Origin of the sequence: Microbacterium sp. (assembly GCF_011620665.1) — a bacterium.
Lineage (GTDB): Bacteria > Actinomycetota > Actinomycetes > Actinomycetales > Microbacteriaceae > Microbacterium.
This window is the reverse complement of the sequence record NZ_WOYQ01000002.1, coordinates 1-21,089: the sequence shown is the minus strand read 5'-3', so window position 1 is coordinate 21,089 and position 21,089 is coordinate 1. Positions and strand designations below refer to the sequence as shown.

The window sequence follows — 21,089 nt, the reverse complement described above, 5'->3', positions numbered from 1 at the left end:
GGCTCAGTCGGCGCCGAAATCGAAAGAGGCCGATTCGGACGCCTCGTCGATCGATTCGGCGAGCTCTTCGCGTTCGGCATCGTACGGCAGGGCGTGCGCGGTGATGCCGGCGGCGCTCGGCGTCAGGTCTCCGACGAGATCGGCGGTCGCGCCGCCGATGAGGCCGAGTCCCGCGTACTGCTCCAGGCGCGCGCGAGAGTCGGCGATGTCGAGATTGCGCATCGTGAGCTGCCCGATGCGGTCGATGGGTCCGAAGGCCGAATCGCCGACGCGCTCCATCGACAGCTTCTCCGGACCGTACGACAGGTTCGGCGAGACGGTGTCGAGGATCGTGTAGTCCTCGCCGCGGCGCAGGCGGAGCGTCACCGACCCGGTGATCGCCGAGCCCACCCAGCGCTGGATCGACTCCCGCAGCATGAAGGACTGGGGCTCGAGCCATCGGCCCTCGTACATGAGGCGCCCGAGACGGCGACCCTGCTCGTGGTAGGTCGCCAGGGTGTCTTCGTTGAGGATGCCGTTGACCAAACGCTCGTACGCGATGAACAGCAGCGCCATGCCGGGCGCTTCGTAGACGCCGCGCGACTTCGCCTCGATGATGCGGTTCTCGATCTGATCGCTCATGCCGAGGCCGTGACGGCCGCCGATCGCGTTGGCCGCCACGACCAGGGCCACGGCATCGGCGTACTCGACGCCGTTGAGTGCGATGGGGCGCCCCGCCTCGAACGCGACGGTGACGTCTTCCGTGTCGATCTGGACGGCCGGGTCCCAGAAGCGCACACCCATGATCGGGTCGACGACTTCGAGCGAGACGTCGAGGTGTTCGAGGGTCTTGGCCTCGTGCGTCGCACCCCAGATGTTCGCGTCGGTGGAATATGCCTTCTCGACCGAGTCGCGGTAGGGGAAGTCGTGGGAGACGAGCCACTCGCTCATCTCGGTCCGGCCGCCGAGCTCAGTGACGAAATCGGCGTCGAGCCACGGCTTGTAGATGCGCAGCGCGGGGTTCGCGAGCAGGCCGTAGCGGTAGAACCGTTCGATGTCGTTGCCCTTGTAGGTCGATCCGTCGCCCCAGATGTCGACGCCGTCTTCTTTCATCGCGCGAACGAGGAGCGTGCCGGTGACGGCGCGTCCGATCGGCGTGGTGTTGAAGTAGGTGCGCCCACCCGAGCGGATGTGGAAGGCGCCGCACGCCAGCGCGACGAGCCCCTCCTCGACCAGGAGCGGCTTGCAGTCGATGAGGCGCGCGGCCTCGGCGCCGTACTGCAGGGCGCGACCCGGGATCGACGCGATGTCGTCTTCGTCGTACTGACCCAGGTCGCCCGTGTACGTGAACGGGATGGCGCCGCGGTCACGCATCCACGCGACCGCGACCGATGTGTCGAGGCCTCCCGAGAAGGCGATGCCGACGCGCTCGCCGACGGGCAGGGATTGAAGGACCTTCGACATGCGCTCAAGTCTAGTGAGCGCGATATCCGTTGCCCGGCCCGGGCGGCGCCGTCGCATTCCGAAAAGATGTGGCGAAATGAGGCGGGATGCCGGCGGATCGGTCCTCGGCATCCGACATCTCCTCGGCATTCGGCCGCGCCACCGCCGGATAGCATGGGGTGTAACCGTCCGATAGCGGGGGAGATGGCCCATGCCAGGCATTGTGATCGTCGGCGTCCAGTGGGGCGACGAGGGCAAGGGTAAGGCGACCGATCTGCTCGGAGAGCGCACCGACTGGGTCGTCAAGTTCAACGGCGGCAACAATGCCGGGCACACGGTCGTCATCGGTGATGAGAAGTACGCGCTGCACCTGTTGCCCTCCGGCATCCTCTCGCCCGGCGTGCACGCCGTGATCGGAAACGGCGTCGTGATCGACCTCGAGGTCCTGTTCGCCGAGATCGAGGCGCTCAACGCTCGCGGTGTCGACACCTCGCGGCTGCGCGTGAGCGCGAACGCGCACGTGATCACCCAGTACCACCGCACACTCGACAAGGTCACCGAACGCTTTCTCGGCAAGCGCATGATCGGCACCACGGGGCGCGGGATCGGGCCGAGCTATGCCGACAAGATCAACCGCGTGGGAATCCGAATCCAGGACCTTTTCGACGAGAACATCCTGCGTCAGAAGGTCGAGGGCGCCCTCGATCAGAAGAACCACCTGCTGGTGAAGGTCTTCAATCGTCGTGCCATCTCGGCCGACGAGGTCGTCGAGGACCTGCTCTCGTACGTCGAGCGGTTGCGTCCGATGGTCGCCGACACGTCGCTCCTCCTCAACGATGCCCTGGATGCCGGCGACATCGTCATCTTCGAGGGCGGGCAGGCCACGATGCTCGACGTCGACCACGGCACCTACCCGTTCGTCACGTCGTCGTCGGCCACGGCGGGCGGCGCCTCGACGGGATCGGGCGTGGGGCCGGGCCGGCTGAACCGGATCGTCGGCATCGTCAAGGCGTACACCACGCGCGTCGGGTCGGGTCCCTTCCCGACCGAGCTGTTCGACGAGCAGGGTGAATGGCTGCGCAAGCGGGGCTTCGAGTTCGGCACCACGACCGGGCGTCCTCGCCGCGTCGGCTGGTACGACGCTCCCGTCACGCGCTATGCCACCCGGATCAACGGGATCACCGACCTCGTGATGACCAAGCTCGACATTCTCACGGGTCTTGATCGGATCCCGGTCTGCGTCGCCTATGACGTCGATGGCGAGCGGTTCGATGAGGTGCCGGTCAACCAGAGCGACTTCCACCACGCGACGCCGATCCTGGAGTACTTCCCCGGGTGGAAGGAAGACATCTCGCAGGCGCGGACCTTCGAGGAGCTCCCGCGCGAAGCACAGGACTACGTTCTGGCTCTCGAGGCGATGAGCGGCACCCGGGTCTCGGTGATCGGCGTCGGCGCGACGCGCGACGCGGTCATCGTCCGGCACGACCTCGTCGATTGATTCGCCGGCCGGCTAGACCGCGGCATCCTGCTTCGGGATGAAGACGTTCTTGATCAGGAGCAGGATCGACGCCGTGACGGGAATCGCCACGAGCGCCCCGAGCAGCCCCATGAGCGTGCCGCCGATGAGGGCCCCGATCACCACGAGCGACCCGGGGACCGAAATCGCCCTGTTCATGACGCGAGGCGTGAGCACGTATGCCTCCAGCTGCATGTAGAGGAGGTAGATGCCCGCGAAAACCAGCGCGGCAACGGGGCTCGCGAACAGCGCGACGACTGAGCCGATGGCCCAGAACAGCACCGTCCCGACGAGGGGGATGATCGTGATGCAGAACGCGGTCACGGCGAGGAGGGCGGGAAACGGCAAGCTCAGAACCGTGAACAGGATGAACGTCAAGACCGCATTGCTGAAGGCGAGGACGACCATCCCACCGAGGTACCCGCCGACCGAGTCCGTGATCTGCTCGGTCAGGTCGGCCGCGAGCACTCGCGATCGCGCCGGGAGCAGCTGGTAGAACGCCTGCTTGATCTGCGGCAGAGAGGCCAGGAAGTACAGGCTCAGCACGATGATGATGATGATGCCCGAGATGGTCGTGCCGATCGAGACTCCGACCTGCAGCACCCCTCCGCCGAGGGTGGCGATCGTGGCCGGGTCGGTGAGGAAGCGCTGGACCTCGGCGAGCAGGACGGACACCTGGTCACCGAACTGGTCGACGATGACGCCGAAGAGCTCGGTCCGCTGGAAATCGCCGATCATCGTGGGCAGATCCGAGATGAACTGTGCGATCTGCCTCACTACCGTGGGGATGATCAACCAGAGCACGGCGGTCAGGGCGAGCGCGAACGCGAAGTAGACGATGACGATCGCCCAGGGCCGCTTCGTGCCGTGGCGTTCCAGGCGCAGCACGAGCGGGTTCAGTCCGAGCGCGACGAAGAGGGCGAAGGCGATGTAGATCCAGACCGTGACGAGGCTGCTGATGGCCATGCCCAGCGAGATGGCGGCGAGGCCGCCGAGGGTCAGGAGGAAGCCGGCCACGAAGGGGCGGTTCACGTTCGCCCAGATCTGTCGGGCTGACGTCTGAACCGGCGGGGCAGGTGCCGGCGGGGCGGGCGCTGGCGGGGCCTCCGAACCAGTGAGGTGGGCGGCGCGGCGAGGTCTCATGGGTCACACTCTAGGGCGCGGTAGTCTCGGGGGCATGACTGACGGCACGGATCCGGCCCAGACGCTCCGCCGCCTGCGTGGCAGCATCGACAACATCGATGCGGCGCTCATCCACCTTCTGGCCGAGCGCTTCAAGGCGACGCAGCAGGTCGGGGTGCTCAAGGCCGAGCATGGGATGCCCGCATCCGATCCGGCGCGGGAGGAACAGCAGATCGCCCGGCTCCGCCGGCTCGCCTTGGAGGCCGAACTCGATCCCGAGTTCGCCGAGAAGTGGTTCAACTTCGTCGTGGCCGAAGTCATCCATCACCACACGGCGGCAGCTCGAGAACGCTGAGTCCTCTCCGCCGGGGGGCTACGGGACGGCGCGCTGGAGTGTCCCCAGCGCGATGGCGCCGAATGCGACGAGGGCCGCGAGCATCCACCCGATGAGGCTCGGCACGGCCATGCCTGCCAGCCATGCGCCGACAGCCGGCCACGCGCCCAGCTGGCCGATGAGCCAGATCGCGGCGACCAGCAGCAGTCCCAGTGACACCAGGGTGAGCGTGAGTCCGAGGGCCCCGAAGCGCCGGTAGACCGTCGACCCCCAGAAGCCGAGAACGAACAGCAGCAGCGAGACGACTGCGAAGAATGCGCCCGCCGCGAGCGGGCCGTAGCCCCAGACCCAATCGAGATAGAAGAAGTAGCCGTTGACTCCCCATCCGTCCGTCGCCTGCTCGATGAATCCGCCGAGGACGAAAACGATTCCGAGCAGGATCGAGGTGACGACGGCCGCGAGCATCGTGCCGAGGAAGAACTCGCGACGGGTGATGCTCAGCGCCTGCGAGAACGGGAAGGTGTAGCTGAGCGCCATGATCCCGATCGCGAAGAAGTACCAGATCGGCGCTTGGCTCCCGCCGCCGTACTTCGCCCCGTCGTACGGGATCAGAGCGAAGATGATCAGCGACATGGCGAATGCGGCACCGAGGATGATCAGCGGCATCCAGACGAACGTGTACTTGTTCACGAACTGCATGCGCGTGACGGTGATGATCCTGTTCATCGGACTCCTCCTCGGTCGTGCTGGGTGGCCTGGGTCGTGCGTACGATGAGCTGTTGCAGCGAGACCGGCTCGAGGTCGAGTCCCGCCGCGGTGAGCGCGGACCGGTCACCGGTCGTCAGCTCGCCGACCACGGTGACGGAGGCGACGCGACCGAGGGCCTCGCGGTGGATGACTTCGCGACCGGCGACGAAGGCATCGACCGTCGCGACGTCGCCGACGATCGTCGCGGCGCGACCGCGAACCCGATCGGTCTCCTCATCCATCACGATGCGCCCCTCGTCGACCACCAGGACGCGCTCAAGCAGGTTCGACACTTCGTCGATCAGGTGGCTCGAGAGCACGATCGTGCGGGGGTGCTCGGCGTAGTCCTCGAGCAGTCGGTCGTAGAAGATCTGTCGTGCGACGGCATCCAGGCCCAGGTACGGCTCGTCGAAGAAGGTGATCTCGGCACGTGAGGCGAGGCCGATGATCACGCCGACGGCGGACAGCTGACCGCGGGAGAGCTTCTTGATCCGTCGCTTCATCGGTACGCGGAAGTCGTCGACCAGGCGGTCGGCGAGGGACTGGTCCCAGTGGGGGAAGAACAGGCTCGCCATCCGCAGTGCGTGCCGTGGCTGGGCGTCGTCGGGATAGCGCTGGCTTTCCCGCACGAAGCACAGGCGGGAGAGCACTCGCGCGTTCTCATAGGGCGCTTCGCCGAAGACCCGGACGCGCCCGGAGGTCGCGAAGTTCTGAGCTGTGAGGATGGACATGATCGTCGTCTTGCCGGCCCCGTTGCGGCCGAGCAGACCATAGATCGTGTTCTCTTCGATCGAGAACGAGACGTCGTCCAGCGCGAGGGTGTCTCGATAGCGCTTGGTGAGATGGTCGACCTCGATGACGGCGGTCATGGTGTGGTCCCTTCTGTGAGGTCGGATGTCGCTGCCCGCTCGCGGACGAGGGTCGCCAGCGCATCGGGCCCGAGGCCGAGTGCGCGGGCTTCGGCCAGCAGTGGCTGGATGAACCGATCGGCGAATGCCGAGCGCCGTTCGTCGAGAAGCTGTTCGCGCGCGCCGGGGGCGACGAACATGCCGACGCCGCGCCGCTTGATCAGCACGGCCTTGTCGACGAGCAGGTTCACTCCCTTCGCCGCGGTGGCCGGATTGATGCGGTAGAACGCGGCGAGCTCGTTGGTGGAGGGTGCTCGGGTGTCTTCCGCGAGGCTGCCGTCGAGGATGGAGTCCTCGACGCGCTCGGCGATCTGCACGAAGAGCGCCTTGCCTTCTTCGATCACCGTTGCTCCCGGGTGGGTTGGTTAGTTACTTGACTAAGTAACCATGCCACCCGGGGCGGTGTCAAGAGGAGATTCTCAGAACCGCTTCTTCCCCGTGGGCGGAGCTGGATGGGTCTGGCCGGTGGCGCGTGCCAGTGCTTCGGCCGACCGCGCGAGCAGAGTCTCGGTCAGCGATTGCGCGACGTCGGTCCAGTGCGCTGGTCCGGCCGTGTCCGGGCCCGGTCCCGCGGGAGCGGTGCCGGCCGACCGTGCGCGTCGCCATGCATCGGCCTCGGCGTCCTCGAACGCCGCCCGCAGCCGGTGCACCGCATCGCGATACGCCGAGAACTGCGCCGTCGACAGGCGGTCCCGCGGCGCCACAGGACGCAGGTCCTGAGCGACCCGCGCCGCCGCGAGGAAAGCCGCGGTCAGTGGCACCCGCCCGTCGCTCATCGTCGGGAAGGCGATGAGCTTGGCCGGATCGGTCTCGTACTGCATCCACTGCTCGGTGACGGCGTCATGCACGCTCATCAGCTTGGCGAGCGGAAGGGATGCCGGATCGCGCGCCGATCCCGGCAGGGCGGCACGCGCGGCGGCGACCTGGGCCCGACGGGTGCGCGCGGCGGCCGCAGCCACCCGCACCTCGCGCTGGGCGCGGTCGAGCGCGTGGCGCGCTGCGTTCACCTGGGCGCTCCCGGCGCGACCGGCGAAGCGCTCGGCCTGCACGCGAGCGAGCTCCGCGCGCGCGACGCGGACATCCATACGGCTGCTCGTCGCCTGCATGCGAGCGCGACGGAGATCTTCGCGTGCGGCGTCGTACTCAATCCTGCGCGCGCGTGCCGACCGCTGGTGTCGCAGGCCGAAGAGGCCGAGGGCGCCGGTGCCGATCACCGTCGGCCCCGCCCACCAGAACTCGGCGACACTCGCCCAGAGCGGATCCACAGCGTCATGCTAGCCGCCACCGCTGAAAAGCGTCCCGGAGCTCGTCGCCTGTCAGCCGAAAAGCAGAGCGAGGACGGTCGCCCCGCCGCCGACCAGGATGAGGGCGACGATCACCACCCATGCGATGAGACGCGTGCGGCGCGTGCGCGCCTCGTTCATGCCGGCGTACTCGTCCTGATCGCTCATGGCGCTCAGCCTACGGGTTCGGTGACGGTCGGGCCGAAAGCACTCGGAAGCGTCGCCTGCGAGCCGGCCCGCAGCTCCGGCACCGTGAGGGTGAACACGTCCTGCACCTCCAAGGCCGGCTCGTCGCCATCCGCCGCGGGATCGGTCACCCCGATCCGCAGCACCGGGTAGCCGCGTCCGTCGCAGAGCCCGCGGAATTTCACGTCCTCCTCGCGGGGGACCGAGACGATGACGCGGCCGGTGGACTCGCTGAACAGGGCGGTCGCAGCATCCACTCCATCCCGCTCCATGATCTCGCGCAGCCACACGCGCGCGCCCACTCCGAAGCGCATGACGGCTTCGGCCAGGGCCTGACCGAGGCCGCCACCGGACAGATCGTGCGCGGATGAGACGAGCTCTTGCTGGGACGCGGCGTGGATGAGCTCGGCAAGGCGCTTCTCCTGGCCCAGGTCGACCGCGGGGGGGCGCCCGCCGAGGTGACCGTGGATCGTTCCCGCCCACGCCGAACCGCTGAGTTCGGTGGCGGTCACGCCGAGAAGGTAGATGTTCTCGCCGGCATCCTGCCACCCGGACGGGATGCGGCGGGCGACATCGTCGATGATGCCGAGCACGCCGACGACCGGGGTCGGAAAGATGGGGGTGTCGCCGGTCTGGTTGTAGAAGCTGACGTTTCCTCCCGTGACCGGAACGCCGAGCTCGAGGCAGGCGTCGGCGAGGCCGTCGACGGTCTGGCCGAACTGCCACATGACCTCGGGGTTCTCCGGGCTGCCGAAGTTGAGGCAATCCGTGACGGCCGTGGGCACCGCGCCGGTGACCGCGACATTGCGATACGCCTCGGCGAGTGCAAGCTGGGCGCCGGCATAGGGGTCGAGCTGGCAGAAGCGGCTGTTGCAGTCCGTCGCGATCGCGAATCCCAGGCCGCTTTCTTCGTCGACGCGGATCATGCCGGCGTCGTCCGGGAACGAGAGCGCCGTATTGCCCATGACGTAATAGTCGTACTGGTTGGTGATCCACGACGTGTCGGCGAGGTTAGGGCTCGACACGAGCTGCAGGAACTGGCGACGCAGCGCGTCGGCGTCGTCGGTACGCGGCAGGGCGGATGCCGAGTCCTCGCGCAGCGCGTCGATCCAGGTGGGGTAGGCGACGGGGCGTTCGTAGACCGGGCCGTCGACGGCGACGGTCGACGGGTCGACGTCGACGATCTGTTCGCCGTGCCAGAAGATCTGCAGGCGGCCGTCGCCGGTGACCTCACCGAGGACGCTCGTCTCGACGTCCCACTTGGCGACGACCTCGAGGAACGCGGCGAGCTTCTCGGGGGCCACGATCGCCATCATCCGCTCCTGACTTTCGCTCATCAGGATCTCTTCGGGAGTCAGCGTCGGGTCGCGCAGCAGCACGCTGTCGAGGTCGACGCGCATGCCGCTGCCGCCGTTGGCGGCCAGCTCGCTCGTCGCGCACGAAATGCCGGCGGCGCCGAGATCCTGGATGGCCTCGACGAGCTCGCCGCGATAGAGCTCGAGGCAGCACTCGATGAGCACCTTCTCGGCGAACGGGTCGCCGACCTGCACGGCGGGGCGCTTGGCGGGGCCGCCATCTGCGAAGGTGTCCGACGCCAGGATCGACGCGCCGCCGATCCCGTCGCCGCCGGTGCGCGCACCGAACAGCACCACTTTGTTGCCGACGCCGGTCGCATTGGCCAGTTTGATGTCTTCGTGGCGCATGACGCCTACCGCGAGCGCGTTGACCAGCGGGTTGCCCTGATAGACCGCGTCGAACACGGTCTCGCCGCCGATGTTGGGAAGTCCCAGGCAGTTTCCGTAGAAGCTGATGCCGCTCGTGACACCGTGCACGACACGGGCCGTGTCGGGGTGATCGATCGCGCCGAAGCGCAGCTGATCCATGACCGCCACGGGGCGGGCCCCCATCGAGATGATGTCGCGGACGATGCCGCCCACACCCGTCGCGGCCCCCTGGAACGGCTCGATGTAACTCGGATGGTTGTGCGACTCGACCTTGAAGGTCACCGCCCATCCCTCGCCGACGTCCACGACACCGGCGTTCTGGCCCATTCCGACCATGAGACGGGTGCGCATCTGGTCGGTCACCTTCTCGCCGAAGCGGCGGAGGTAGATCTTCGAGGACTTGTAGGAGCAGTGTTCGCTCCACATCACGGAGTACATCGCGAGCTCGCCGGACGTGGGCCGGCGGCCCAGGATCGTCTTGATCTCTGCGTACTCGTCGGGTTTCAGGCCGAGGGCCCCGAAGGGCTGCTCCTTCTCCGGAGTGGCGAGCGCGTTCTCTACGGTGTCGGCGGTCGACGAAAGGGTGGGGCGGGGGGTGCTCACGCGGCTGGACTCCAAGGAATGAGGGATGCCGGGGACGTGCCCCGAGTCTAGCCGCCGCTATGGCCCCAGCCGCCGTCGTGGGCGTATAGTCGGCCCATAGCATCCTCATCGGAAGGTCATGCAATGGCTCGTCGTACTCTTGCCCTCGGCGTTGTCATCCTCATGGCGGGGCTGTCCCTCACGGGGTGTTCTGCGATCTTCGGCCTCGTCGATGCAGTTACGCGCGACGATACCGACGTGGTCGCCGACGGCAGCGAGGTGGATGTCTTCTCGATCAAGATCGGCGATTGCCTGGGTGAGACGACGGACGGCACGGTGTCGACCGTGGTGTCCGTTCCGTGCGGACAAGAGCACGAGGGCGAGGTCTTCCACGACTTCACTCTCCCCGAGGGGGACTTTCCCGGTGCCGACTCCATCGAGGCATCCGCGTACGACGAATGCGAGTCGGCCTTCCTTGTTTTCGTCGGGCTCTCGTATCAAGAGTCCGCACTTGACTACATCTACTACTCCCCGACCGAAGAGAGCTGGAACGAGGCGGGCGACCGCGTCATCAGCTGCGTCATTGTCGACCCGGCAGGACCCGTCACCGGGTCGCTGAAAAGCGCGAACCGCTGACACGGCGCATCGCCGCTCGCCGGTCGCGACGCGGTGCGTCGCGTCAGTCGATGACCAACCGGTAGCCCATGCCCGATTCGGTCAACAGGTGCCGCGGCTCGCGGGGGTCGACCTCGAGCTTCTTGCGCAGCTGAGACATGTACAGCCGTAGGTAGCCCCTATCGGCGACCTGCTCGCTGCCCCAGATCTCCTTGAGGAGCGTCTGGCGGGTGACGAGGGCTCCGGGGTTGCGCGCGAGGAACTCGAGCATCCGCCATTCGGTCGGCGTCAGGTGCACGGCGATGCCACCGCGCAGCACCTGCGACGCGGCGAGGTCGACCTCCACATCGCCGAACCGCACGGTCGGGCTGCTGCCCGCGTCCGCGGACGTGCGGCGTCCGAGTGCGCGCAGTCGAGCGAGCAGCTCATCGATCTGGAAGGGTTTGGTGACGTAGTCGTCGGCGCCGGCGTCGAGCGCGTCGACTTTGTCGGCAGAGCCGGTTCGTCCTGAGACGACGAGGATCGGCACCGAGCTCCAGCCGCGGAGCGCGTGGATGACTTCCGCACCGTCCAGACGCGGCATGCCGAGATCAAGCATCACGATGTCCGGATGCGTCTGCGCCGCCGCCGCGACCGCCGCCGCCCCGTCGGACGCCGTGATGACCTCATAGCCGTGCGCTGAGAGCGTGATGCGCAGCGCGCGGACGAGTTGCGGGTCGTCGTCTGCGATGAGGACCCTCATGAAGCTGAAGCCTCCGCGTGCGGGCTCACCGGCAGGGAGATGACCATCGTGAGGCCTCCACCGGGGGTGTCTTCGGGAGTGAGCGCACCGCCCATGCCCTCGGTGAACCCCTTCGACAGGGCGAGGCCGAGTCCCAGGCCCGTGGTGTTGTCGGTGTCGCCGAGTCGCTGGAACGGGGCGAAGATCTCACCCTGGCGTTCGGGGGCGACACCGCCGCCGTGATCGACGACCCGGATCTCCGCCATTCCGTTGAACGCGCTGGTCGTGACGCGCACCCGGGCGCCCGCGGGTGTGTGCTGGTGGGCGTTGGCGAGGACGTTCACCACGACGCGCTGGAGGAGCACGGCGTCGGCCAGCATGGCTGTCACGTCGGGGTCGAGGGCGAGTTCGACCTCGTCGGGACCGAGGCCGACCTCGTCGATCGCCGCCAGGATCACCGCCGCCGGGTCGACCGGTGCGAGCGAGACCGCGAGAACGCCGGCCTGCACCCGGCTGACGTCGAGCAGGTCGGTGACGAGACGTGACAGGGTCCCGAGGCTCTCGTCGGCGGTGGCGAGCAGCTCCGCGCGATCCTCGGGCGACAGCGAATCTCCCGTTGCCCGCAGGCCGCCGACCGAGGCGATCGCCGCCGCCAAAGGCCGCCGAATGTCATGGCTCACCGCCGACAGCAGCGCCGTGCGGACCTGATCGGTCGCGGCGAGGGCGTCCGCGGCACGGGCCGTCTCGGCCAGGTCGGAGTGTTCGAGTGCGGCGGCCAGCTGCGCCACCATCACGTCGAGCAGGCGCCGCTCGGCGCGGTCGAGGTCGCCGCCGTGCAGCTCGAGCACGGACCCGGCCGGACCCACCGGCATCCGGACCAGGCGTCCCCCTTCGGCCACCGGCTCGCCGTCGGAGGCGACGGTCTCACCGTCCGCGTCGACGACACGCACGCCCGCCAGCCCGAACGCTTCGCGCAGGCGACTGACGAGCGCGGCGATCGCCGACTCGCCGCGCAGGACACTGCCCGAGATCGTGGCCAGCAACTCGGATTCGGCTGCTGCGCGTTGCGCGATGCGCGTCCGGCGCGCCGCCTGGTCGACGATCCAGCTCACGAGGATCGCGATCACGACGTACAGCACGAGCGAAAGGGCGTGCCGCGGGTCGGCGATCGTGATGGTCTGCTTCGGGGCGATGAACAGGAAATCCAGCGTGAGGCCGGACAGGACGGCAGCGAACAGGGCGGGCCACATGCCCCCGATCAGGGCGACGATCACCACGAGGAGCTGATAGGCGAGGACGTCGGAGGTGAGTGTGTCGTCGCTCGAGAATGTGACGAGCAACCATGACAGCAGAGGCCCCCCGGCGAGCGCGACCGCGAAGGCGAGGAGCCGGCGCTGAGGAGTGAGGGCACCGCCGGAGAGGCGGGGAAGGATGCGGGTGCCCGCTGCGGCCGCATGGGTCACCATGTGCACGTCGATGTCGCCCGATTCGCCGATCACCGTCGCGCCGATGCCCGGTCCGGACAGCGCCGCGCGCAGGCGGCCGCGGCGGCTGGCGCCGAGCACGAGCTGGGTGGCGTCGACCGAACGGGCGAAGCCCACGAGTGCCGACGGGGTATCGTCTGCGACGACCTGGTGATAGGTTCCGCCGAGCGACTCGACGAGCGCGCGCTGTGCGACCAGGGCGCCGGGGGTCGCGCTGCGCAGTCCGTCCTGGCTGCTGACGTGCACGGCCAGCAGCTCGCCGCCCGCCGAGCGCGCGGCGATGCGCGCACCGCGTCGCAGGAGGGTCTCGCCTTCGGCGCCGCCGGTGAGTGCCACGACAACGCGCTCCCGCGTCTGCCAGGCGCCGGTGATTCCCTGTTCGGCGCGGTAGTCCTTCAGCGCGCTGTCGACTTCGTCCGCAAGCCAGAGCAGCGCCAGTTCGCGGAGAGCAGTGAGGTTGCCGAGACGGAAGTAGTTGGAGAGGGCGGCGTCGATCCGCTCGGCGGGGTAGACGTGACCGGCTGAGAGGCGGTCGCGCAGCGATTGGGGGGCCAGGTCGACGACTTCGATCTTGTCGGCGCGGCGGACCACGGCATCCGGGATCGTCTCGCGCTGTGCGACACCGGTGATCTGCTCGACGACGCCGTTGAGCGACGCGATGTGCTGCACGTTGACCGTCGTGATGACATCGATCCCCGCGCTGCAGAGCTCCTCGACATCTTCCCAGCGCTTCTCATGGCGCGAGCCCGGGGCGTTCGTGTGCGCGAACTCGTCGATGAGGGCGACGTCAGGATGCCGGGCCAGCACGGCGTCGAGGTCGAGCTCGCTCAGGGTGACCCGGCGATGCTCGACGATGCGGCGGGGAACGACCTCGAGACCCTCGATCTGCGAGGCGGTCGCCGCGCGACCGTGGGTTTCGACGATGCCGATGACGACGTCCGCCCCATCGGCGGCGAGCCTGCGTCCCTCGGCGAGCATCTCATACGTCTTGCCGACGCCGGGAGCGGCCCCCAGCAGCACCCGCAGCCTGCCGCGCTTCACGCTGTTCACCCTACGCGCCCGCGGGTCAGCCCACTCGGCTCACCGCAGGGCGTCCAGCGCCACATTGAGCTCGAGCACGTTCACGCGAGGTTCCCCCAGGAGACCGAGGTCACGACCGGTCGTGTGGGCTGCGACGAGTGCGCGGACGGCCGTGGGAGTCATGTCTCGCGCGACAGCGACGCGATCGATCTGCAGATCTGCGTAGGCGACCGAGATGTGCGGATCCAGACCCGAGCCCGATGCCGTGACGGCATCGGCGGGGATCGCGGACTCTGCGACCCCCTCCCGCACGGCGATCGCGGCGCGGCGTTCCGTGATGGCGGCGACGAGATCTGTGTTCTCGGGGCCGAGGTTCGAGCCGCTCGAGGCGCCGCCGTCGTGGCCGTCGCCCGCGGCCGAGGGGCGGGGCTGGAAGTACTCAGGCAGGGGCACGCCGTCGGCATCCGAGCTGGGCTGGCCGATCAGAGCGGAGCCGACCACGCTGCCCGTGGCATCGGTGATCAGCGACCCGTTCGCCTGTGCCGGGGTGAGGACCTGCCCGAGTCCGGTGATGAGCAGCGTATAGCCGACGCCGAGGACGAGGGTCGCGAGGATCATGGCGCGGAGGCCGACCGCGGCGGTGCGCAGTGTGGTGCGGGTGGAGGACATGTTCTCTTCTCCGGATGCGTGGATCGGGCTCAGAAGCCCGGGATGACGCTGACGACGAGGTCGATCAGCTTGATGCCGACGAACGGGGCGATGACGCCGCCGACGCCGTAGATCAGCAGGTTGCGGCTGAGCGTCTGCGAGGCGCTCGCCGCACGGTAGCGGACACCCCGGAGGGCAAGGGGGATCAGGAACACGATCACGATCGCGTTGAAGATGATCGCGCTCGTCACCGCCGAAGCCGGTGAGTGCAGCTGCATGAGGTTGAGCGCCTGGAGACCCGGGAAGATCCCCACGAACATGGCCGGGATGATCGCGAAGTATTTCGCGATGTCGTTCGCCAGCGAGAACGTCGTCAGGGCTCCGCGGGTGATCAACAGCTGCTTGCCGATGCGGACGATCTCGATGAGCTTGGTCGGGTCGGAGTCGAGGTCGACCATGTTGCCGGCCTCTTTCGCGGCCGACGTACCCGTGTTCATCGCGACGCCGACGTCTGCCTGCGCGAGGGCCGGGGCGTCATTCGTGCCGTCGCCGGTCATCGCGACGAGGCGTCCGCCCGACTGCTCGCGCCGGATGAGGGCGAGCTTGTCTTCAGGGGTCGCCTCGGCGAGGAAGTCGTCGACACCCGCTTCGCGGGCGATCGCGGCGGCCGTCAGCGGGTTGTCGCCGGTGATCATCACCGTGCGGATGCCCATCGCCCGCAGCTCGACGAACCGCTCACGCAGGCCCTCTTTGACGACGTCCGCCAGCTGGACGACGCCGAGTACCCGACCCGCATCCGCGCCGTGAGCGGGTTGAAGAGTCGCGACCGCGAGCGGAGTCGCGCCGGCCTGTGCGATCTCGTCTGCCGCCCGGGTGACGTTCGCGCGGTCGAGCTCGCCCAGTCCGGCGCCCTCGTCGGCGAGCCAGGCAAGGACGGCGGATGCCGCGCCCTTGCGCACGCGGGTGCCGTCGGGCAGATCGAGTCCGCTCATGCGGGTCTGCGCCGTGAAGGGGATCGTCACCGAGTTTGCCGGAGCCTCGACGTGAATCCCCTGCGCCGCGGCGAGGTCGACGATCGACACGCCTTCCGGAGTCGGATCGGCCAGCGACGACAGCGCCGCCGTGCGGGCGAGTTCGTCGGGGGCCACGGCATCCATCGCCACGAACGTCGTCGCGCGCCGGTTGCCGTAGGTGATCGTTCCGGTCTTGTCCAGGAGCAGAGTGGACACGTCGCCCGCGGCCTCGACCGCGCGGCCGGACATCGCCAGGACGTTGCGCTGGACGAGACGGTCCATTCCGGCAATGCCGATCGCCGACAGCAGAGCGCCGATCGTGGTGGGGATCAGGCACACGAGCAGCGCGATGAGCACCGGAATCGACACGGGCGCCGCCGCGTAGGACGCGATGGGGTTCAGGGTCAGCACCACGACGAGGAAGACGATCGACAGGCTCGCCAGAAGGATGCCGAGGGCGATCTCGTTCGGGGTCTTCTGCCGCGCCGCGCCCTCGACGAGTGCGATCATGCGGTCGACGAATGTCTCGCCGGGGCGCGAGGTGATGCGGACCACGATCCGGTCCGACAGCACCCGTGTGCCACCTGTCACGGCCGAGCGGTCACCCCCTGACTCGCGTACGACGGGTGCGGACTCACCCGTGATCGCCGATTCGTCGACCGTGGCTATGCCGTGCACGATGTCGCCGTCGCCGGGGATGAGGTCTCCGGCCGAGACGATCACGACGTCGTCGAGAGTGAGCTCGGATGACGCGACATCGGTCACCACGGCGTGGTCGGCCGCGGCGTCCCTGGTGGGGTCGTAGCCGGTCACCCGTCGCGCGAGCGTCGCTGTGCGCGTCTTGCGCAGTGCCTGAGCCTGGGCCTTCCCGCGTCCTTCAGCGACCGACTCGGCAAGGTTCGCGAACACGACGGTGAGCCAGAGCCAGACGGCGATGCCCCACGTGAAGCCGGCCGGAACCGGACTGCCGCCGGAGGACTCCGGGCCGCCCAGGAACGGTTCGGCGATCGCGATCGAGGTGGTGAGGGCAGCGCCCACCCACACGAGGAACATGACGGGGTTGCGCCACTGCGTCGCAGGATTGAGCCGTCGCAGCGCCCCGGGGAGTGCCTGGGCGAGCTGGGCGAGCCCGAACGCGCGTTGCGGGGCCGACGTGCGCGCCGCCGAGACGGCGGGCTCAGTGGACAGGGAGATGGACATTTCAGACGAGCCCTTCCGCCAGGGGACCCAGCGTGAGAACGGGAAAATAGGTGAGCGCGGTCACGACGACCGTCACGCCGGCAAGGAGACCCACGAACTGCAGGCGATGCGTGGGGAGTGAGCCGGCCGTGGTGGGGACGCGGTCCTGAGCGGCGAGTGATCCCGCCAGGCCCAACACCAGCACCATCGGGACGAAGCGCCCCAGCACCATCGCCACGCCGAGGGCGACGCCCAGCCACGGGGTGTTCGCCGTGAGGCCCGCAAACGCCGAGCCGTTGTTGTTTGCGGCTGAGGTGAAGGCGTACAGCACCTCGGTCAGCCCGTGAGTGCCGGGGTTCCAGATCGATGTGGCCTCCATGTCGGCGCGGACGCCCGGGATGGCGAAGCTCAGTGCGACGCCTCCGAGCACCAGCACGGGAGTCACGAGAATGTACAGGCTCGCGAGGGTGATCTCGCGCGGCCCGATCTTCTTGCCGAGGTACTCGGGGGTGCGACCTATCAGCAGCCCGCCGACGAAGACGGAGATGACAGCGAGCACCAGCATCCCGTAGAGACCCGATCCGACCCCGCCGGGGGCGACTTCGCCGAGCATCATGTTCAGCAGGGGCACCATGCCGCCGAGGGCCGTGTACGAGTCGTGCATCGAGTTGACGGCGCCCGTCGACGTGCCGGTGGTGGATGCCGCGTAGAGCGTGGATGCCCAGATCCCGAAGCGCTGCTCTTTGCCTTCGAGCGCTCCGCCGGCCAGCGCCGGCGCGGACCCGCCGGCCTGCAGCTCGATCCAGGTCAGGACGGCCACGGAAGCGGCCCAGAGCGAACCCATGACGGCGAGGATCGCGTAGCCCTGGCGGTCGTCGCCGATCATCCGACCGAACGCGCGCGCCATCGCGAAGGGGATCAGCAGAATCATGATGACCTGCAGCGCACTCGTCCAGGGCGTGGGGTTCTCGAACGGGTGGGCCGAGTTGGCGTTGAAGAAGCCGCCGCCGTTGGTGCCCAGAAGCTTGATCGCCTCTTGCGACGCGACCGGCCCACCGGGGATCACCTGCGAACCGCCGGTCAGCGTGGGGACGCTGACGAGTCCGGAGAAGTTCTGGATCACGCCGCCGAGCATGAGGATGATCGCCGCGATCAGCGCGAGCGGCAGAAGCACGCGCGTCACGCCGCGGACGAGGTCGACCCAGAAGTTGCCGATCGTGCCGGAACGAACGAGTGCGAAAGAGCGTGCGACCGCGACGGCGACCGCCATGCCCACCGCCGCCGACACGAAGTTCTGCACCGCGAGTCCGGCGAGCTGCGTCGTGTAGCCGACCGTGAGCTCGGGTGAGTAGGACTGCCAGTTGGTGTTGGTGACGAACGAGACCGCAGTGTTGAACGCGAGGCCTTCAGGCACCGCGGGCAGGCCGAGCGCGCCGGGCAGAACCGCCTGGAACCTCTGCAGAGCGTAGACGAAGAAGACGCCGATCATCGAGAAGAGGAGGACCCCGCGGGCGTAGGCCCGCCATGTCTGTCCGGCGGTCGGGTCGACCCCGATCACGCGGTAGACGGCCCGTTCGGCGCGCCAGTCCGTGCGGGCGGTGTAGCTCCGGGCGATCCAGTCGCCGAGGGGTCGGTAGGCGACCGCGAGCACGAGGATCACGATCGCGATCTGGGCGACCCCCGCCCAGATCGAGGCGGCATCCGTGCCCATCAGAATCGCTCCGGGTTGAGGAGGGCGACCAGCAGATAGCCGATCGCGGCGACGGCCAGCACGGCAGCGAGGGCGGAGAAGACGATCATTGCGACTCCTCCCCACGCGCCGAGTCGGGAGTGGGCAGGGCGCGGTGGCCCAGCTTGTCGATCCCCGCGGGAATCAGACCGACCAGCGCGAACAAGGCGAGGGTCAAGACGAGGTAGGTGACATCGAGCACGAGTTCGATGGAACTCCTCCGCGGCGGGCGTGGCCGGCATCCTCACGGAATCCATGCGGACGCACGGGCGACGCTTACGCATTCCTCACGCGCGACGGACTACCAGCACCGGGCCGCGTTCTCCCGCGCGCTCGATCGGGTCCTCCTCGACGACAGGGCATGGCCCTGCGAGACCGCGTTCACGCGCTGTTCGCGATCACCCACGCGCCACCCCGACAACAGCGATCTGATCACCGCCGCACCGAGGCTCAACCGAGAACCCAGTGGACAACCGGGGCGCGACGCCGGGAGCCCGCACCTGCCCCGACACCGTCGACCCACCCGAATCGGGACTCCGCCGCTCAAACCCGGTCCATCGCTTGATCGAGGCTTAGTGTCCGCCGCCGAGTCCGCCGCTGAGTCGTCCGTGGAGCTTGGTGCTGGCCTCGTTCATGCCCTCGAGGATGACGTGCTTTCCGTGGTGTTGGTATTTGGTGACGATGGCGTCCAGCGCGGCGACGGTGGAGGCGTCCCAGATGTGCGACTGCGACATGTCGATGATGATTCGTTCGGGATCGTGCGTGTACTCGAACTGGGTGGTGAGGTCGTTGCTGGATGCGAAGAACAGCTCACCATCGACGGTGTAGCGGACGGTGGGGACCTGTTCGTTCTTGTCGACATGGCGTGTGACGGTGACGAAGTGCGCGACCCGACGGGCGAAGAGGATCATCGCAGCGAGGACGCCGGCGCCGACGCCGATCGCGAGGTTGTGGGTCCAGACGGTGATTACCACGGTGATCAGCATGACGGCCGTTTCGCTCTTCGGCATCCGCTTCAAGGTCGAGAGGCGGACGCTGTGCCAGTCGAAGGTCGCCACGGATACCACGATCATCACGGCTACGAGCGCTGCCATGGGAATGACGGCCACGATGTCTCCGAGTACCAGGACGAGGATGAGCACGAACACGCCGGCGAGGAACGTGGAGATCCGGGTGCGGGCACCGGATGCTTTCACGTTGATCATGGTCTGCCCGATCATCGCGCAGCCGCCCATTCCGCCGAACACTCCTGAAAGGAGGTTTGCGGCGCCCTGGCCGAAGGCTTCTCGGGTCTTGCGGGAGTGGGTGTCGGTGATCTCGTCGACGAGCTTCGCGGTCATGAGCGACTCGAGCAGACCCACCACGGCCATCGCGGCGGCGTATGGGGCGATGATCCCCAGTGTCTCCCAGGTGAGTGGGACGTTGGGGATGAACAGCTCGGGGAGGCTCTGCGGAAGATCACCTTGATCACCGACAGTGGGGACGTTGATGGCGAACACCACCGTGGCGGCTGTCAGCAGGACGATCGCGACCAGGGGTGCGGGGATCACCCTTGTGACCAGCGGCATCAGGTACATGATCAGCAGGCCGACGACCACCATCGGGTAGACCAGCCAGGGGACGCCGATGAGCTGCGGGAACTGGGAAGTGAAGATCAGGATCGCGAGTGCGTTGACGAACCCGACCATCACCGATCGGGGAATGAACCGCATCAGCTTCGCGACACCGAGGGCTGCGAATACGACCTGGATGAGCCCGCCGAGAAGAACGGTGGCGATGAAGTAGTCCATCCCGTACTCGCGGGCGACCGGGGCGATGACCAGCGCGATTGCGCCGGTCGCGGCGGTGATCATCGCGGGACGCCCGCCCAGGAAGGAGATTGCGACGGCCATCACGAAGGAGGAGAAGAGGCCGACGCGGGGGTCGACCCCGGCGATGATCGAGAACGCGATCGCTTCTGGGATCAGCGCAATCGCGACCACAAGCCCCGCGAGTACTTCACGGGTGAGGATGCGTGGGCTGCGCAGAGCTTGGAGCACCGTGGGTTCGATGCGATAGCGGGTCTTGGGATCTTGAACGGGAATGACATCGGTCATGGCGCTCCTACGGGAAGGTCAGGCTTCAGAACAAAGCGGAGGCGGAGGGCGCACCGGTGCGCGCGGATGGCCAACCACGGTCAGCCAGGGAGAATGAGGGGACCGACCACCAGAGAGTGGGTCGAACGTCACGAAGACTACCGTAACGTGAGGGTTGCCCGCCAATCTGAACGGAGTCCGCCTGATGACCGCCACAACGACGATGCACATCGGTGAACTGGCCGACCGGACAGGGCTGTCCTTGCGCACGATCCGGCATTACGACGAGATCGGCATCCTCAAGCCCACCGGTCGCACCGAGGGAGGCTTTCGCCTCTACACCGCCCAGGACGAGTCCCGACTCCTGCTGATCCGGCGCATGAAGCCCCTCGGCTACTCCCTCGAGGAGACCGGACAGCTCCTGGAACTCATCGATGCTCTCGCCGAGCGCCCCGACGATGCGGATCTGCGCAACCGGATGGAACTTGTACGCGCTGAAGCCAGCGATCGGCGCGACCGTCTGCGTGCTCAACTTGACGCCGCGGACGACTTCCTCGAGCAACTTCGAGGCCGCTGACTGGTCCGACCCTCCGGGGTCGGCATGACGAACCGTCACTTCGACGCCGTCCCTGACGAGCACTCCCCTCCACGACTCGTGTCCTGAGAACCGCCTATGTCCGTGAGAGCTCGGCTCGTCGGTATTCGACTCGACCTGCCATTGCATCCAGTGCAACGAGAGAGACGGCTAGTGCAACGAGAACCCGTTCCCGACAAGAAATGT

Annotated in this window: 20 protein-coding genes; 4 read left to right on the top strand and 16 right to left on the bottom strand. The window is 67.9% G+C overall.

All coding sequences use genetic code 11. The features are described from left to right. Positions 1-3 precede the first annotated feature (3 nt). Positions 4-1,443 carry an argininosuccinate synthase gene (gene argG, locus QZV81_RS00195; RefSeq protein ID WP_292830707.1) on the bottom strand — a complete coding sequence of 480 codons (1,440 nt, stop codon included), beginning with the start codon at positions 1,441-1,443 and terminating at the stop codon, positions 4-6. A 190-nt stretch (positions 1,444-1,633) separates the two neighbouring features. Between argG and QZV81_RS00190 the strand changes: the two genes are divergently transcribed. Further along, positions 1,634-2,920: an adenylosuccinate synthase gene (locus QZV81_RS00190; RefSeq protein WP_292830704.1), complete on the top strand. Its 1,287-nt coding sequence runs from the start codon at positions 1,634-1,636 to the stop codon at positions 2,918-2,920. Between the two features lie 12 nt (positions 2,921-2,932). On the opposite strand, the gene QZV81_RS00185 is transcribed toward QZV81_RS00190, so the two are convergent. Then, positions 2,933-3,970, bottom strand: coding sequence for an AI-2E family transporter (locus QZV81_RS00185; RefSeq protein WP_363331565.1), 1,038 nt, complete (start codon positions 3,968-3,970; stop codon positions 2,933-2,935). Between the two features lie 145 nt (positions 3,971-4,115). Here QZV81_RS00185 and QZV81_RS00180 point away from each other — a divergent pair, with 145 nt between their 5' ends. Continuing rightward, positions 4,116-4,415: a chorismate mutase gene (locus QZV81_RS00180; RefSeq protein ID WP_292830698.1), complete on the top strand. Its 300-nt coding sequence runs from the start codon at positions 4,116-4,118 to the stop codon at positions 4,413-4,415. 18 nt (positions 4,416-4,433) lie between these two features. Here the strand turns inward: QZV81_RS00180 and QZV81_RS00175 are convergent, their stop codons facing one another. From QZV81_RS00175 to purL, 6 genes are all read right to left on the bottom strand, one after another. Continuing rightward, positions 4,434-5,120 carry a hypothetical protein gene (locus QZV81_RS00175; RefSeq protein ID WP_292830695.1) on the bottom strand — a complete coding sequence of 229 codons (687 nt, stop codon included), beginning with the start codon at positions 5,118-5,120 and terminating at the stop codon, positions 4,434-4,436. Then, complete coding sequence (locus tag QZV81_RS00170) at positions 5,117-6,010, bottom strand: ABC transporter ATP-binding protein (protein ID WP_292830692.1); 894 nt, start codon at positions 6,008-6,010, stop codon at positions 5,117-5,119. Before QZV81_RS00170 ends, QZV81_RS00175 begins: the two co-directional genes overlap by 4 nt. Next, positions 6,007-6,393 (bottom strand): GntR family transcriptional regulator, encoded by a 387-nt coding sequence (locus QZV81_RS00165; RefSeq protein WP_292830689.1) that lies wholly within the window; start codon positions 6,391-6,393, stop codon positions 6,007-6,009. Before QZV81_RS00165 ends, QZV81_RS00170 begins: the two co-directional genes overlap by 4 nt. 75 nt (positions 6,394-6,468) lie before the next feature. Beyond that, on the bottom strand, positions 6,469-7,314 hold the full coding sequence (locus QZV81_RS00160) for a hypothetical protein (RefSeq protein ID WP_292830686.1): 846 nt from the start codon (positions 7,312-7,314) through the stop codon (positions 6,469-6,471). 51 nt (positions 7,315-7,365) lie between these two features. Beyond that, positions 7,366-7,500: a hypothetical protein gene (locus QZV81_RS00155; RefSeq protein ID WP_292830684.1), complete on the bottom strand. Its 135-nt coding sequence runs from the start codon at positions 7,498-7,500 to the stop codon at positions 7,366-7,368. 5 nt (positions 7,501-7,505) lie between these two features. Beyond that, positions 7,506-9,845, bottom strand: coding sequence for a phosphoribosylformylglycinamidine synthase subunit PurL (gene purL / locus QZV81_RS00150; RefSeq protein ID WP_292830682.1), 2,340 nt, complete (start codon positions 9,843-9,845; stop codon positions 7,506-7,508). A 123-nt stretch (positions 9,846-9,968) separates the two neighbouring features. On the opposite strand from purL, the gene QZV81_RS00145 reads away from it, so the two are divergent. Beyond that, positions 9,969-10,460 (top strand): septum formation family protein, encoded by a 492-nt coding sequence (locus QZV81_RS00145; RefSeq protein ID WP_292830680.1) that lies wholly within the window; start codon positions 9,969-9,971, stop codon positions 10,458-10,460. Between the two features lie 43 nt (positions 10,461-10,503). Here the strand turns inward: QZV81_RS00145 and QZV81_RS00140 are convergent, their stop codons facing one another. From QZV81_RS00140 to QZV81_RS00105, 8 genes are all read right to left on the bottom strand, one after another. Beyond that, positions 10,504-11,181, bottom strand: coding sequence for a response regulator (locus QZV81_RS00140; protein WP_292830677.1), 678 nt, complete (start codon positions 11,179-11,181; stop codon positions 10,504-10,506). Further along, on the bottom strand, positions 11,178-13,685 hold the full coding sequence (locus QZV81_RS00135) for a DUF4118 domain-containing protein (RefSeq protein WP_292830674.1): 2,508 nt from the start codon (positions 13,683-13,685) through the stop codon (positions 11,178-11,180). The genes QZV81_RS00140 and QZV81_RS00135 overlap by 4 nt, the downstream gene beginning before the upstream one ends. A 39-nt stretch (positions 13,686-13,724) precedes the next feature. Continuing rightward, complete coding sequence (gene kdpC / locus QZV81_RS00130) at positions 13,725-14,333, bottom strand: potassium-transporting ATPase subunit KdpC (protein ID WP_292830671.1); 609 nt, start codon at positions 14,331-14,333, stop codon at positions 13,725-13,727. A 29-nt stretch (positions 14,334-14,362) separates the two neighbouring features. Further along, positions 14,363-16,525 (bottom strand): potassium-transporting ATPase subunit KdpB, encoded by a 2,163-nt coding sequence (gene kdpB / locus QZV81_RS00125; RefSeq protein ID WP_292830668.1) that lies wholly within the window; start codon positions 16,523-16,525, stop codon positions 14,363-14,365. A 1-nt stretch (position 16,526) separates the two neighbouring features. Continuing rightward, a complete protein-coding gene (kdpA, locus tag QZV81_RS00120; protein ID WP_292830665.1) occupies positions 16,527-18,215 on the bottom strand; it encodes a potassium-transporting ATPase subunit KdpA in 1,689 nt (562 codons plus the stop codon). Beyond that, positions 18,215-18,304: a K(+)-transporting ATPase subunit F gene (kdpF, locus tag QZV81_RS00115; RefSeq protein WP_292830662.1), complete on the bottom strand. Its 90-nt coding sequence runs from the start codon at positions 18,302-18,304 to the stop codon at positions 18,215-18,217. The genes kdpA and kdpF overlap by 1 nt, the downstream gene beginning before the upstream one ends. Beyond that, entirely contained in the window at positions 18,301-18,435 is a 135-nt protein-coding gene (locus QZV81_RS00110; protein WP_292830659.1) for a hypothetical protein, read from the bottom strand. Before QZV81_RS00110 ends, kdpF begins: the two co-directional genes overlap by 4 nt. Before the next feature lie 370 nt (positions 18,436-18,805). After that, positions 18,806-20,329 carry a SulP family inorganic anion transporter gene (locus QZV81_RS00105; RefSeq protein WP_292830656.1) on the bottom strand — a complete coding sequence of 508 codons (1,524 nt, stop codon included), beginning with the start codon at positions 20,327-20,329 and terminating at the stop codon, positions 18,806-18,808. A gap of 184 nt (positions 20,330-20,513) precedes the next feature. Here QZV81_RS00105 and QZV81_RS00100 point away from each other — a divergent pair, with 184 nt between their 5' ends. Next, a complete protein-coding gene (locus QZV81_RS00100) occupies positions 20,514-20,885 on the top strand; it encodes a MerR family transcriptional regulator (RefSeq protein WP_292830654.1) in 372 nt (123 codons plus the stop codon). The last annotated feature ends 204 nt before the right edge of the window (positions 20,886-21,089 follow it).